This window comes from Amycolatopsis antarctica (assembly GCF_002262875.1).
GTDB classification, from domain to species: Bacteria; Actinomycetota; Actinomycetes; order Mycobacteriales; family Pseudonocardiaceae; genus Amycolatopsis; species Amycolatopsis antarctica.
Map to the genome: position 1 here is coordinate 170,578 of NZ_NKYE01000006.1, position 12,948 is coordinate 183,525.

General features: G+C 70.9%; 15 protein-coding genes and 2 pseudogenes. 3 read left to right on the forward strand and 14 right to left on the reverse strand.

Annotated features, from left to right (window positions below):
- Positions 1-17: 17 nt before the first annotated feature.
- Positions 18-770 carry a YqjF family protein gene (locus CFN78_RS11900; RefSeq protein ID WP_205660498.1) on the forward strand — a complete coding sequence of 251 codons (753 nt, stop codon included), beginning with the start codon at positions 18-20 and terminating at the stop codon, positions 768-770.
- A 43-nt stretch (positions 771-813) separates the two neighbouring features.
- On the opposite strand, the gene CFN78_RS11905 is transcribed toward CFN78_RS11900, so the two are convergent.
- From CFN78_RS11905 to CFN78_RS11930, 6 genes are read right to left on the reverse strand one after another with little or no spacing between them, the layout of a single operon-like run.
- Complete coding sequence (locus tag CFN78_RS11905) at positions 814-1,695, reverse strand: diacylglycerol/lipid kinase family protein (RefSeq protein WP_094862808.1); 882 nt, start codon at positions 1,693-1,695, stop codon at positions 814-816.
- 6 nt (positions 1,696-1,701) lie between these two features.
- Positions 1,702-2,679, reverse strand: a complete 978-nt coding sequence (tatC, locus tag CFN78_RS11910; RefSeq protein ID WP_094862809.1) for a twin-arginine translocase subunit TatC — start codon at positions 2,677-2,679, stop codon at positions 1,702-1,704.
- 22 nt (positions 2,680-2,701) lie between these two features.
- Positions 2,702-3,028 carry a Sec-independent protein translocase subunit TatA gene (gene tatA / locus CFN78_RS11915; protein ID WP_094862810.1) on the reverse strand — a complete coding sequence of 109 codons (327 nt, stop codon included), beginning with the start codon at positions 3,026-3,028 and terminating at the stop codon, positions 2,702-2,704.
- A gap of 33 nt (positions 3,029-3,061) precedes the next feature.
- Positions 3,062-3,271: a bacteriophage holin gene (locus CFN78_RS11920; protein WP_094862811.1), complete on the reverse strand. Its 210-nt coding sequence runs from the start codon at positions 3,269-3,271 to the stop codon at positions 3,062-3,064.
- Positions 3,272-3,289: 18 nt separating this feature from the next.
- Positions 3,290-4,261 (reverse strand): helix-turn-helix transcriptional regulator, encoded by a 972-nt coding sequence (locus tag CFN78_RS11925; protein ID WP_094862812.1) that lies wholly within the window; start codon positions 4,259-4,261, stop codon positions 3,290-3,292.
- On the reverse strand, positions 4,258-5,226 hold the full coding sequence (locus CFN78_RS11930) for a helix-turn-helix transcriptional regulator (RefSeq protein ID WP_094862972.1): 969 nt from the start codon (positions 5,224-5,226) through the stop codon (positions 4,258-4,260). Before CFN78_RS11930 ends, CFN78_RS11925 begins: the two co-directional genes overlap by 4 nt.
- 93 nt (positions 5,227-5,319) lie before the next feature.
- Between CFN78_RS11930 and CFN78_RS11935 the strand changes: the two genes are divergently transcribed.
- Complete coding sequence (locus CFN78_RS11935) at positions 5,320-6,057, forward strand: SDR family oxidoreductase (protein WP_094862813.1); 738 nt, start codon at positions 5,320-5,322, stop codon at positions 6,055-6,057.
- Between the two features lie 9 nt (positions 6,058-6,066).
- Here the strand turns inward: CFN78_RS11935 and CFN78_RS11940 are convergent, their stop codons facing one another.
- The 6 genes and pseudogenes from CFN78_RS11940 to pafA all read right to left on the reverse strand — a co-directional run bounded on the left by CFN78_RS11940 (position 6,067) and on the right by pafA (position 9,794).
- On the reverse strand, positions 6,067-6,300 hold the full coding sequence (locus tag CFN78_RS11940; protein ID WP_094862814.1) for a hypothetical protein: 234 nt from the start codon (positions 6,298-6,300) through the stop codon (positions 6,067-6,069).
- Positions 6,300-6,770, reverse strand: coding sequence for an FAD-dependent monooxygenase (locus CFN78_RS11945; RefSeq protein WP_094862815.1), 471 nt, complete (start codon positions 6,768-6,770; stop codon positions 6,300-6,302). Before CFN78_RS11945 ends, CFN78_RS11940 begins: the two co-directional genes overlap by 1 nt.
- 146 nt (positions 6,771-6,916) lie before the next feature.
- Positions 6,917-7,261: pseudogene (locus tag CFN78_RS30305) on the reverse strand (FAD-dependent oxidoreductase); the annotation flags it as partial.
- A pseudogene (locus CFN78_RS30310) lies at positions 7,242-7,433 on the reverse strand (FAD-dependent monooxygenase); the annotation flags it as partial. The pseudogenes CFN78_RS30305 and CFN78_RS30310, both read right to left, overlap by 20 nt.
- A 131-nt stretch (positions 7,434-7,564) precedes the next feature.
- A complete protein-coding gene (locus tag CFN78_RS11955; RefSeq protein WP_094862817.1) occupies positions 7,565-8,380 on the reverse strand; it encodes a thioesterase family protein in 816 nt (271 codons plus the stop codon).
- Between the two features lie 55 nt (positions 8,381-8,435).
- Complete coding sequence (gene pafA / locus CFN78_RS11960) at positions 8,436-9,794, reverse strand: Pup--protein ligase (RefSeq protein ID WP_094862818.1); 1,359 nt, start codon at positions 9,792-9,794, stop codon at positions 8,436-8,438.
- A 78-nt stretch (positions 9,795-9,872) separates the two neighbouring features.
- Between pafA and CFN78_RS11965 the strand changes: the two genes are divergently transcribed.
- Positions 9,873-11,357, forward strand: a complete 1,485-nt coding sequence (locus CFN78_RS11965; RefSeq protein ID WP_165777532.1) for a bifunctional phosphatase PAP2/diacylglycerol kinase family protein — start codon at positions 9,873-9,875, stop codon at positions 11,355-11,357.
- Here CFN78_RS11965 and CFN78_RS11970 read toward each other — a convergent pair.
- Both CFN78_RS11970 and CFN78_RS11975 read right to left on the reverse strand, forming a co-directional pair.
- Entirely contained in the window at positions 11,345-11,812 is a 468-nt protein-coding gene (locus CFN78_RS11970) for a VOC family protein (RefSeq protein WP_240519411.1), read from the reverse strand. The genes CFN78_RS11965 and CFN78_RS11970 overlap by 13 nt on opposite strands.
- Before the next feature lie 24 nt (positions 11,813-11,836).
- Positions 11,837-12,940, reverse strand: coding sequence for a DNA glycosylase AlkZ-like family protein (locus tag CFN78_RS11975; RefSeq protein WP_094862819.1), 1,104 nt, complete (start codon positions 12,938-12,940; stop codon positions 11,837-11,839).
- Positions 12,941-12,948 lie beyond the last annotated feature (8 nt).

A 12,948-nucleotide genomic window follows, 5' to 3' on the forward strand; every position in this document is an offset into this window, starting at 1 on the left:
TCGGCTACGGTCGGAGCGTGGCAATCGGCGGCGCCCACGCGTCCGGAACGGAACCGGTGCTCCCGGCGAGCCCCCACCCGCTGCGAGCCGTGCTGTTCAGCCAGCGATGGCTCGACCTGACGTTCGTGCACTGGCCGCTGCCGCCGGACGTGGTGGCGCCCCTGCTGCCCGCCGGGACCGAGCCGGACTGCCTGGACGGGCTGACCTATGTCGGCCTGGTGCCCTTCCGGATGGCGGACACCAGCGTGCTCGGCTCCCCGCCGGTCCCCTACGCCGGGAACTTCCTGGAAACCAACGTGCGGCTCTATTCGGTGGACCGGCAGGGACGACGCGGAGTCGTGTTCCGCTCCCTCGAGGCCTCCAGGCTGCTCGCCGTGCTCACCGCCCGCGGCGGCCTTGGCCTGCCGTACATGTGGGCGAGAATGCGCTGCGTCCGCGACGGAGACGAGCTCACCTACACCAGCGATCGACGGTGGCCCCGCGTTCCGGCATCCGCCACGATGGGCGTCCGGCTCGGCGAGGACGTGGCGACGACCACCGAACTGGAGCGGTTCCTCACCAACCGGTGGGCCCTGCACACCCGGTTCGCCGGACGGACCTGGCTACTGCCCAACGCGCACGGCCCGTGGACGTTCCGGCGGGCCACCATCACACATCTCGCGGAGAACCTCGTGCGGACGGCCGGACTGCCCGCGCCCGCCGGGCCGCCCGTCAGCGTGCTCCACTCGCCCGGGGTGAAGGTCCACTTCGGGCTGCCGAGACCTGTCTGACCCAACGACACGACCCGGCTCACCGCCGCCGTGCCGCCGGGTGTCAGCCGACGAACGAGAGTGCCCCGGGAACGCAGCGCACGCTCGCGGGCAAGCGCCCGAGCGGTTCACCGTCCGCGTACACCGGGTCGCCGTCACCGGCGATGTGCAGTTCCGCCGCGCGGAACGTCCGCACCGCGGGATGATCCACGTGCGCGCCGGTCCGCAGGGTCGGCAGCATCCGCAGCAGCTCGTGCCGCGGCAGCCTGCCCACCACCGTCACGTCGAACATCCCGTCGTCCGGCTCGGCCCCCGGGCAGACCGGGATTCCACCGCCGTACCAGGCGGTGTTGCCGACGGCGAGCAGCGTCGCGTCGATGTCGACACTGTCGTCGTCCGCGCGCACGGCGAACCGGCGGGGCCGGAGCGCGGCCAGTTCGGCCAGGATCGCCAGGTCGTACCTGCGCGGCCCGGACGGCCACCGCATCCGGTTCACCCGCTCGCTCACCGAGGCGTCGAAACCGGTGCAGAGCACCGTGCCGAACCAGGTGCCGTCGGCGGTGCCCAGGTCCAGCGATCGGCTGCGTCCGGCCTCGACCGCCGCGACGAGCGCGTCCACCGCGTCGAGCGGGTCGGCCGGAACGTTCAGGGCCCGTGCGAGGTCGTTGCCCGTGCCGGAGGGGACCAGCCCGAGCGCGACACCGGTGCTCGCACAGAACTGCACGCCCTGGTGTGCGGCGCCGTCGCCGCCGAGCACGACCAGCAGGTCCAGACCCTCGCCGTGCGAGCCGCGCATGAGCTCCCGCGACTGCTCGACGGTGTCGGCCACGAGCAGATCCAGCCGGTCCACCGCCTCCCGTAACCGGGCGGCGACACTACCGGCGATACGCGCGGCGGTGCCGTGCCCGGATGCGGGATGAACGGCCAGCGCCGCGTGCAGCCCCATCGCGGATCAGGTGATGTCGTCGGTGTTCTTCGACCCGCCGAATCGCGAGGGCTGTGCCGGCTCGGGCTCGTCGGCACTGCTCGGCGTGTACTCGAACGGTGCCGCCTCGTCGTCGTCGAGGCCCTCGAGTCCCTCGGCCTTGCGCTGCTTGGCGAGCTTGCGATCGTGGAAGCGGGCGAGCTGGATGGCGAGTTCGAACAGCACCACCAGCGCACCGGCCAACGCCAGCATCGAGAACGGGTCGTTGCCGGGAGTGGCGAAGGCCGCGAAGACGAACAGCCCGAAGATCATGCCGCGCCGCCAGCGCTTGAGCTGGTCGTAACTGACCACGCCGACCCGGTTGAGCATCACCACGAGCAGTGGCAGTTCGAAACTGACACCGAAGATCAACAACAGCGACAGCACGAACGACACGTACTTCTCACCGGCGAGCGCGGTGACGAACTGGTCCGCGCCGAAGCTCACCAGCAGCGCCAGAGCACCCGGCACCAGCACGTAGGCAAGCACAGCGCCCGCGGCAAACAGGATGCTGGCGAAGCCGACGAAGCTGAGCGCGTACTTGCGTTCCTTCGAGTACAGGCCCGGGGCGATGAAAGCCCAGAGCTGGTACAACCACAGCGGCCCGACCACGACCATGCCGGCGGCGATCCCGACCTTCAACTGGATCAGGAACGCCTCGAACGGCACGGTCTGCAGGAGCTGGCACTTCCCGCCGTTGCGGGCGGTCAGCAGATCGGCCTGCGGCAGATCGCAGTACGGCCCCGTCAGCAGGTCGCCGAGAGACGGGATCGGGCCCAGCTTCGTCTGGAACCAGATGAAGCCGAAGACGCCACCGAGCAGAATCGCCAGCAGCGCGTAGCCGAGCCTGCGCCGGAATTCGTAGATGTGCTCGATGAGCGACATCGTCCCGTCGGGATTGTGCCTGCGCCTACGGCGCTTCTTGGCACCCCGTCGTTCAGTTTTCTCCGCAGCAGGGTCGGCCACTGGACGTCGTTTCCGTTCCGGCTCAGCTGACGTTCTTCTGCGCGGGATCGGCCGCCTGCTGCTTCTTCAGCTCGTCGAGCTGGCGCTGCAACTCGTCGACCTGCTTGTCCGATCCGGTCGGCGTGGCACCGGCCTGGGCCTGCGGCAGGGCCTTCGTCTCGACGTCGGTGCTGTCGGCACCGTCGGTGGCGGAGTCCTCGGACTTGTCCTTCATGTCCTTGGTCTCGGCCTTGAAGATCTTCATGGACTTGCCGATGGAGCGGGCGGCGTCCGGCAGCCTCTTGGCGCCGAACAGCAGCACGACCACCAGAACCAGGATGATCAAGTGCCACGGCTGGAGTGCGTTCACCGTGTGGCCTCCTTACTCGTTCACGTCCGAATCCTACGTTGCCTGACGACGGCGCCGCCCGTCCAGGGCGACGCGCAGCGCGGCCGACCGTGCGCGCAACAACCCCGCGCGGTCGCCCGTGTCCCTGGTGACCATGCTCGCGGTCCGGGAGAAACGGCGCAAGAGCCGTACGATCCGGACGACAAGGATGATCAGGACGACGAGTCCGACGACGGCGAGCACAACACTCGGCAGGTAGAGCACCTACGCACAGTACTGCGTCTAGACGGCCGGGACATGACGCGCCCTCGCCAGCGCCTCGGCGGCACGCCGCCGCACGGCATCCGCCAGCGCCGCCGGGCGCTCCACCCGGACCTCGCCGCCGAGGCCCAGCACCAGCCGCACCATCCACGACTCGTCGCCGTAACGCATCCGCACCCGCAACCGGCCGCCCGGCAGCTCCGCCAGTTCCTCACACGGGTAGTACTCCGCCACCCAGCGCCCGTCCGGCTCCAGCACCAGCTCCGCCTCCGCCTGGTCCGGGCGCACCGAGAACACCCCGTCCGACAGGTCCGTCGGCCGCGCCTCCGCCGGCGGCCGGGCCGGCTCGTCCAGCACGCTCAGCTCGTCGATCCGGTCCAGCCGGAACAACCGCACTCCCTCGGCGCTGCGGCACCACGCCTCCAGGTACCCGATCGCCTCGACGATCAGCAGCCGCATCGGATCCACCGTGCGCTCACTGATCCGATCCTTGGACGCCGTGTAGTACCGGATCCGCAGCGCCTTCCCGGCCTGCATCGCACCCCGCACCGTCTCCCGGGTACGCGCCGTCGTCTCCGCCTCCCGCACGCCCATGCCGACCACCACGCCGGAGGGCTGCGCCTCCCCCGCGGCGGTCTCGATCTTCGCGATGGCCCGGTGCACGGCCTCGGTGTCCAGCACCCCCGGGGTCTCCGCCAGCGCCCGCAACGCCACCAGCAGCGCCGTCGCCTCCCCGCCGGTCAGCCGCAACGGGCGCTGCAGCCCGGCGTCGTAGGTGACCGTCACGGTGTCCCCGTCGAAGGAAAGGTCGATCAGGTCACCGGGCCCGTACCCCGGCAACCCGCACATCCACAGCAACTCGAGATCCTTGCGCAACTGCTTCGGCGTGACCCCGAAATCGCGCGCCGCCTCGTCGATCCGGATACCCGGACGCGCCAGCAGGTACGGCACCAGCGCGAGCAGTCTCGGCATCCGCTCCGTCGACCCGCTCATGCCCGCGCCGCCAGTTCCAGCCGCTCCCGCACGGCCTTCGCCAGCACATCCGGTTCGAGCACGACGACATCCGCACCATGGCCGGCGATCCAGTCCGCCGCGCCCTCGGGGAAGTACAGGTCGATCTCCGCCAGATCGCCGGGCTCCCCGCCGAGTTCCATGCTGCCGGTGATCGTCGCCCGTCTGCGCACCCCGGCGGCCCGGCCCCGCGCCACCCACAGCCGTGCCCGTGCGACCGGCGAGGTGTCCCGGGGCCCGGTGACCGAGACGAACTCCAGCAGGTTCACCCCCTCCGGACGCCGCACCACCCCGCGCTCACCGACCACCCGCACCGCACCGGTGATCCGGGACAGCCGGAAGCACCGCGGCGCGTTCCGGTCCCGGTCGTGCCCCACGACGTACCACCGGGCCCGCCAGGACACCACGCCCCACGGCTCCAGCACCCGCGCCAGCCGCTCCGGCGAACCCGACCTGCGGTACTCGAAACGCACCGCCTGCCGCGCCTGCACCGCCGCCAGCAGGGGCGCGAACGCCGGCTCGGCCCGCACCCTCGGCTCGACGATCGTCTGCGCGTTCTGGTCCACCTCGACGCCGGCCGCGCGCAGTTTCACCAGCGCGCCCTGCGCCTGACCGGTCAGTTCCGGTGAATCCCACAGTCGCACCGCCAGGCCCACGGCCGTCGCCTCGTCCGGCGCCAGTTCGATCTCGCCGAGTTCGTAGTCGCGGCGCGCGATGCGGTAGCCCTCGATGGAGTCGAAGGCCGAGTTCCGCCCCGTCTCCAACGGGATCCCCAGTTCCCGCAACTCGTTCTTGTCGCGCTCGAACATGCGGGAGAACGCCTCGTCGGACGCCGCGTCGGCGTAACCGGAGACAATGCCGCGGATTCGTTCCGCGGTGAGATACTGCCGAGTCGAGAGAAGGGCCAGCACCAGGTTGACCAGCCGTTCGGCGCGTGCGGTGGACACCGCCACACAGTAACCGCCCGCCGCGCGCCCGTTCATCAGGTCGCCCGTGCGCGTCGCGGCGGGACGCCAACGGCGCGGGTACGGTCGGCGGACATGACCGACCGTGTCCTGCTCATCACCGGCGCGTCCCGCGGTATCGGCGCCGCCACCGCCCGGCTCGCCGCCCGGGACGGCTACCGGCTGGCGCTGCTGTCCCGCCACCGCGACTCCCTCGCCCCGCTCGTCGACGAAATCGGCCAGGACCGGGCGCTGGCGCTGGCCGCCGACGTCACCGACTGGGACGGGCTCAGCGCCGCGATCGCGACCGCCGAGAACCACTACGGACGCCTCGACGCCGTGTTCGGCAACGCCGGTGTCATGCACCCCTCGACGTTCCTCGGCGGCGACAGCGACGACGACTCCGGTGACGGCGACTCGGGCGGCGGCGTCCCGGAGAAGTGGCGGGACATGGTGCTCACCAACGTCTACGGCGCCGCCATCACCGCCAGAGCGGCGCTGCCCGCGCTCACCCGCACCGAGGGCCACCTGCTGCTCACCGGCTCCGTCGCCGGACGGGGCATCCGCCCGGGAAACCTCTACTCCGCCACCAAATGGGCCGTCACCGGGCTCGCCGGGGCCATCCGCGCCGAGGCCGTCGGCACCGGCGTGCGCGTCACGCTCATCCAGCCCGGACTGGTGGACACCGAACTCATCACCGCCGAGCAACGGGCCAAGCCCACCCTCGAACCCGAGGACATCGGCAACGCCGTGCTCTACGCGCTCGCCCAGCCCGCCCGCGTCGACGTCAACGAAATCGTCGTCCGCCCCACCGGCCAGGACCCCGAACGCTGACCGGTGACCTCACGGCGCGACGGCATCGCAGGGCAGCTCCCGAGGCGCGGAACCCAGGTTGAACAGGATCGGCCGTGGGTCGTCGAAGTGGCGGTTGAGGTGGCGGTCGAGACCGCCGAGGGCGGGAACGAACCGCCCGGCGAGAGAGTGTGCGTCCGGTCCGGTCGGGTAGCGGAGGCCCGTCCCCTTCAGCAGGGCCGCCCGCCGCCCGGTGACGGCCGGATCGGCGGTCAGTTCGGCCATCAGGGCCCGAAGAGCGGTGACCCCGGCGCCAGCGACAGCGTCTGGGCATGGGTGTGCGTCGCGACGCGTTCGGCGGCGGGCCGCCGCTCGGGCTCGTAGTCGTCGAGCAGGGCCGGTGCCCCGTGCACCGCTCCGGCGAGTCGCCAGGCGAGACAGGCCGCGTCCTGCAGTCCGACATTGAGCCCCGGGGCCCCGACCGCGTTGTGCACATGCGCGGCGTCACCCGCCAGCAGCACCCGGCCACGCCGATAGGTCTGCGCGATCCGGGTGTTGCGGCCCGACCAGCGTCGAAACTGGTGCGGCCCCGGCCCGGGCGGTGCGGTCATCGAGACGGCCGCACCGACAACCCGCTCGAACGCCGCGGCCATCCCGGATATCGACACCGGGGGCGCCTCCGAATCGGCCGAGTCCTCCGGTTCGTCCCATTCCATGGCGCTGACCAGAACCGCGCCGGACGACCGCGGCAGCATCGCCCAGGCACCACGTGGGGGCGGTTCCACCCGTAGAGCCCGAGCGATCCGAGGCCCGGAACGTCGACCTCTGCCGTCGAGGGGCGCACCACGCTGCCCGGAAGGCCGACCTCCGCCGAACGACAGACAACGGTGCTGCCGGTGACCCCGGGGAATCCGATGCCGGCGAACTCGCGAACCCGGCTGTGGGCACCATCGCAACCGACGACGTACTCCGCGCTCAGATCGCGCTCATCGCGACCGTGACGCACCCGAAGGCAGACCCCGTCCTCGGTCGCGGTCAGGCCGACCACCTCGTGCGAGCGGCGTACCTCGACACCCAGGTCGCCGAGACGTCCGGCGAGGGCACGTTCGAGTTCCTGTTGCGAGGTACCCACCCCGTGCAGCGGGCTCGCGGGGACGGCGGTGAGATCGAGCCCGACGCCGCCGAAACTGGAACGCCGGGGTCGCGGGCGACCCCTCGGGGTGCCCCAGCCGGGCAAGCACACCACGATGGTGGAGCAGCCGTACAACCTGCCCGACGACGCCGTTCGCCTTCGGTTCCCTGCTCGGCACGGCAAGGCGGTCGAGCACCGTCACCGCGACACCGGCCCGGGCGAGATCACCGGCGAGCAACAGCCCCGTCGGTCCGGAGCCGACGACGACCAACTCGGAGGAATCCATCAGCCCATGCTGGCCGCTCCCCAAGCACTTCCGGACACGAGGGCGTACCAGGCACCATCCAGCCCGGCGGTGAAATCACCGCTGCAGGCCCCGCGGACGCAGTCAGCGCCACTCGGTGGAACACCGGCGGATCACCCGGCAAGCAGAGCGAGTTGCCTGGCCTGAGCCACCAGGATCCCGGTGGAGTCCCAGACCTCGAAGTCCTCCTCGTGGTAGCCGTCGATCACGTGCCGCGTGGACACCCGGCAGGCCAGCCATCCCGGGGCCGGCCGGGCGCGCAGATGCACCGTCAGCTCGACCGTCAGCGAACCCGCCGCCCCCAGCTCCATCACCGCCGGGGCCGCGGCGTCCACCAGCATCGTCAGCCCCGGAAGGTCCGCGTCCCGGCCGTCCCGGAACCGCATCCAGAACTCCGCGGACGGTTCCCCGCTGGGCACGCCACGCCACCAGCCGGTCACCTCCGGCACCCGATATTCGACCCGGTGCGCCACCGACCCCTCCGGCAGTCCCATGCCCGCCACCGGATCCACACACACCTCCGGCACCGGTAGCGCGGGCGGCGCGTTGCGGAGCACCGTCGGCCCGCGTGCGGCGTCGAAGTCGGTGAAGGTCGCCACCGCCCGCAGGACCTCCCGGCCGTCCTGGCGCAGACCGCCCTGCACGGTCGCCAGCCGCCGTCCCGCCCGCACCAGCTCGGTGCCGATCCGCGCCGGGCCCGCGACCCCCGCGCGCAGGAAGAACGCCGACACGACCAGCGGATCCGGCAGCGGACTGACCCGGCACAACGCCCGGACGGTCACGCCCAGCAGATAACCGCCGTTCGCCGTCCCGCCGATCGCCTGCCAGCGATCCGCGACCGTCGCGGTGAAACCACCACCGCCGGCAGGCCGCACGCCGGTGTCGGTGTCGAACTCGAAGCCGCCTCGCGCGGTCGTCTCACTGGTCATGCGATCAGCTTCCGCCGCGCATCCCGCGACGTCGACTACCTCGGGGGTAAGGCCGCTACAGCGAACCGATCAGGCGCTCCACCCGCTCGTCCACCGCGCGGAACGGGTCCTTGCACAACACCGTCCGCTGCGCCTGGTCGTTCAGCTTCAGGTGCACCCAGTCGACGGTGAAGTCCCGGCCCGCCTGCTGCGCCGCCGCGATGAAGTCGCCGCGCAGCTTCGCCCGCGTCGTCTGCGGCGGGGTGTCCTTGGCGAGCTCGATCTCCCCGTCGTCGGTCACCCGCTTGATCAATCCCTTGCGCTGCAACAGATCGAAGATGCCACGGCCGCGGCGGATGTCGTGGTAGGCGAGATCGAGCTGAGCGATCCGCGGGCTGGACAGGTCCAGGTCGTGCTTCGTCCGGTACCGCTCCACCAGACGGTGCTTGATCGCCCAGTCGATCTCGGTGTCGATCTTGCTGAAGTCCTGCTGCTCCACCGCGTCCAGCGCCCGGCCCCACAACTCCACGACCCGCTCCGCCGTCGGCCCGGAACCGTTCTCCGCCACGTGCGCCACGGCCTTCGCGTGGTACTCACGCTGGATGTCCAGCGCCGAGGCCTCCCTGCCCCCCGCCAGCCGCACCTGCCGCTTACCGGTCAGGTCGTGGCTGATCTCCCGAATCGCCCGGATCGGGTTGTCCAGCGTGAAATCCCGGAACTGCACACCGTGCTCGATCATCTCCAGCACAAGGTGCGCCGCGCCGACCTTCAGCAGCGTCGTCGGCTCGGCCATGTTCGAATCGCCGACGATCACGTGCAGCCGCCGGTAACGCTCCGCGTCCGCGTGCGGCTCGTCGCGGGTGTTGATGATCGGCCTCGACCGCGTTGTGGCGCTCGACACACCTTCCCAGATGTGTTCCGCCCGCTGGGAAAGGCAGTACACCGCGCCCCTGGGCGTCTGCAGCACCTTGCCCGCACCGCACACGAGCTGGCGCGTCACCAGGAACGGCAGCAGCACGTCCGCGATCCGGGAGAACTCCCCCGCCCGCGTCACCAGATAGTTCTCGTGACAGCCGTACGAGTTGCCCGCCGAGTCGGTGTTGTTCTTGAACAGGAAGATGTCACCACCGATGCCCTCGTCCGCCAGCCGCCGCTCCGCGTCGACCAGCAGGTCCTCCAGGATCCGCTCACCCGCCTTGTCGTGCGTCACGAGCTGGGTCAGATCGTCACACTCCGCCGTCGCGTACTCGGGATGCGAACCCACGTCCAAGTAGAGACGCGAGCCGTTGGACAGGAAGACGTTCGAGGACCGGCCCCACGACACCACTCGCCGGAACAGGTACCTGGCCACCTCGTCAGGCGAGAGCCGTCGCTGTCCGTGGAACGTGCAGGTGACCCCGAACTCGGTTTCGATGCCAAAGATCCGCCGCTGCATCTCACAAGAGTAGGCGCTACCCCCACCCGGCCGGTGCGCCGTTCGGGCGGCGACACGCCGTGGGCTACGTTGCGCAGTGTGTTGACCCACTTGAAGCGCCCCCTGCGTCAGGTCGGCCGCACGGACCGTGACCTGGTCCGTCGCAGCGCCGCACTGCCCCGCACCCGGGCCGACGATGTGCTGACCGCGCTCTCCCGCTCGGCCAACAAGTCGCGCCTCTGGTGGGGTGTCGCCGCCGTCCTCGCCGTGCGCAAGGGAACCCCCCGCCGCGCCGCCCTCCGCGGCGTCGCCGCCATCGCCGGTGCCAGTGCCGTCGCCAACCTCGCCGGCAAACCGCTGTTCCCCCGCCGCAGGCCCGCCGCCGAGGAAGTACCCGAGCACCGCAGGCTGGTCCGCAGGCCCACCTCCTCGTCCTTCCCCTCCGGCCACTCCGCCTCCGCCGCCGCGTTCACCACCGCCGTCGCGATGGAGTTCCCGGCCGCCGGGCTGGCCATCGCCCCGCTGGCCGCCGCGGTCGCCTACTCCCGTGTGCACACCGGCGTCCACTGGCCAAGCGACGTCGGCGCCGGAGCACTCATCGGTATCGGTATCGCCGGCGCCACCCGCCACTGGTGGCCGCTGCAGACCGGTCAGCCCGCCGAGACCGCCCACCGGGCCGAGGCGCCACTGATGCACGACGGCGAGGACATGCTCGCACTGGTCAACCCCAAATCCGGCGTCGACGGCCAGGACCCCACCGAGGACGTCCGCTACGCCTGGCCCAAGGCCACGATCGTCTACCCGGACCCGAGCACCGACATCCGCACCCAGCTCGCCGACGAGATCCGTGTGCGGCAGGGCAGTGTGCGGGCACTGGGCGTCGCGGGGGGCGACGGCACCGTCGCCGCCGTCGCCTCCGTCGCCGCCGAACACGAACTCCCGCTCGCCCTGATCCCCGCCGGCACGCTCAACCACTTCGCCCGCGACGTCGGGGTGCGCTCCGTGGAGGACGCCGACGAAGCCACCGAGGACGGCAAGGCCGTCGGCATCGACCTCGGCGAGGTCGAGGTCAGCGGCGGAGCGGGCGACGCCCGTCGTTGGTTCGTCAACACGGCCAGTCTCGGCGGCTACCCGGAGATGGTGCGTATCCGGGAGAGGCTCCAGCAGCGGCACCCGAAGTGGCCGTCGGCGGCGCTCGCGATGGCCCGCTCCCTGCGCCATGCCCGTCCGCTGCCGGTGCGCCTCAACGGCAGTGAGACTTCCGTCTGGCTCATCTTCGTCGGCAACGGCACGTACTCCCCCAAGGGTTTCGCGCCGTCCAGCAGGCCCGCGCTGGACACCGGCATGCTCGACGTCCGATACCTGCGCGCCGACCTGCCGTACTCACGCGCCCGGTTCATCCTCGCGGTCGTCACCAACTCTCTGCACGCCAGCCACGTGTACCGCCAGTACGACCTGCCGGAGCTGGACGTGGAACTGCTCGACGGCAACCGCCGTGTCGCCACCGACGGTGAGGTCGGCCCGCTGGGCAACCGGTTCGTGTTCCGCTCCCGTCCCAGCGCGCTGGCGATCTACCGGCGCTGAGCGGGCGGCGGCTCAGGCCCGGTCCGCCGCCCCTTCGGCGGTGCTCTCGCCGGGCCGCAGCGTGCCGAAGCTCCATTCGTAGCCCTCCGGATCGAGTACTCGGCAGCGGTACACCCCCACTCGGTCGCCTCCGGCTTCCACACGACCGTCGCGCCGGCGTCCACCGCGGCCTCGTGGATCGCGTGCACCTCGGTCTCGGTCGCCACGCTCAGGTACACGCCGTGGCCGACCGTCTCGCCCCGGCGGGTGCAGCGCTCGTAGTCGTTGTCGTCGCTGAACACGATGGTCCCGGCACCCTCGCGCCGCAGCTCCGCGTGCACGACGCCGCCGTGCTCGTCGGCGAACTCGACGGTGGTGGTGAAGCCGAAGACCCGCTCCAGCCAGCGCAGCGCAGCGGGTGCGTCCCGGTTGAAGTAGGCGTGCAGCGTGAGGCGGCGGTTGGCGGTCTCAGTCATGCCGGGCGGATCTGACGATGGGGATCACGACACCGCAATTGTCATCGTGAAGTCACGGCCGAGTAGCCCGGAGAGTCGCTCGACTTCGTCGTCGAGCTCCTCGCGGGACGGGCGTTCCACTTCGGCGAACCAGGACACGGCCACTACTCCTCGGTCGATGTTCCATGTGGCCGAGACTTGTCCGGCTTGCAATGCCACGTTCGCACCTCGGGTCACGGCCGGACGGCGCGCGGCGGGGACGATGCGGTGGTCAGCGGTGCCCGCTCCGAGCATCCACTGATCGTATCCTGGTAGCAGGATTACTCCTTCCGGCTTCGGGGCGGCCGCGGTCAGGGAGGCGAGGTGCTCGCGCAGGTGCAGCATGGGGCTGCCGTCGACCTGAATCTCGGCAATATGGTCCTGGATGAGATCACCGATCCAACCGTCCAGCCGTCGGCGGCCGGCACTGAGACCTGCGACCAGCCAATAGCGCAAGTTGTCCCGTGTCGCCGGCCCGTAAGCGGCCAGGTAGGCCAGGATTGCTCGCCTTCCGGCCTCGTGGAGGTCGGGAATGCCTGTCCATCGGGGACTTGCTGCCGGCGACTGGAAGGTGATTTGTCCGTCCTGGACTGGGCCGAAGCACAGGTCCCCTTGCCATGCCAGCGGCTTGAGCAGAGTGTGACTGGGATCAGCGAGTGCGGCCCGCAGATGCCGGAATCGAGGGTAGTTCGCAACCCTCTCGATCAGTTCGGCGTGGCGAACAGGCCTGTGCGCGACAACGTCGCGCACCACCTCTCGGAGGGCTGGCCAGTCCCGCGGACTCAGCTTGTAGTGGGCCTGCCAGCTCGGCAGTTCCCATTGGCGATTCGCACAGCGAACCGCCAGATAAACGCCGGCGTCATCGGCGGCGAGCAGATGCGTGGCGCCGCGGAAGGCGTAGGTCCGGATCAGGTCGCCGTCACTCAACGCGCCCGCGAGCGCGTCGGACGAGGGCCGGGCCGACCGCCGCCCTGTGGCCAGGCCGGGGTCGCCCGACCACGCAGGAACGGCCCCGAGCCGGCGAACCACCTCAGTGACCGACCTCGCCCCCGCGACGAGAAAGTGCCGTTCCAGACGCCAGGCCAGCGCTTGCGCCAGTGACACGTCCATGCAACAAG

Bases quoted from the DNA above. Each gene is read 5' to 3' on its own strand.
- CFN78_RS11975 (WP_094862819.1), bottom strand. From the start codon at position 12,940: ATGGACGTGTCACTGGCGCAAGCGCTGGCCTGGCGTCTGGAACGGCAC.
- pafA (WP_094862818.1), bottom strand. From the start codon at position 9,794: ATGCAGCGGCGGATCTTTGGCATCGAAACCGAGTTCGGGGTCACCTGC.
- CFN78_RS11940 (WP_094862814.1), bottom strand. From the start codon at position 6,300: ATGGCCGAACTGACCGCCGATCCGGCCGTCACCGGGCGGCGGGCGGCC.
- CFN78_RS11905 (WP_094862808.1), bottom strand. From the start codon at position 1,695: ATGGGGCTGCACGCGGCGCTGGCCGTTCATCCCGCATCCGGGCACGGC.
- CFN78_RS11925 (WP_094862812.1), bottom strand. From the start codon at position 4,261: ATGAGCGGGTCGACGGAGCGGATGCCGAGACTGCTCGCGCTGGTGCCG.
- CFN78_RS11935 (WP_094862813.1), top strand. From the start codon at position 5,320: ATGACCGACCGTGTCCTGCTCATCACCGGCGCGTCCCGCGGTATCGGC.
- CFN78_RS11970 (WP_240519411.1), bottom strand. From the start codon at position 11,812: ATGACTGAGACCGCCAACCGCCGCCTCACGCTGCACGCCTACTTCAAC.
- CFN78_RS11945 (WP_094862815.1), bottom strand. From the start codon at position 6,770: ATGCTGCCGCGGTCGTCCGGCGCGGTTCTGGTCAGCGCCATGGAATGG.
- CFN78_RS11955 (WP_094862817.1), bottom strand. From the start codon at position 8,380: ATGACCAGTGAGACGACCGCGCGAGGCGGCTTCGAGTTCGACACCGAC.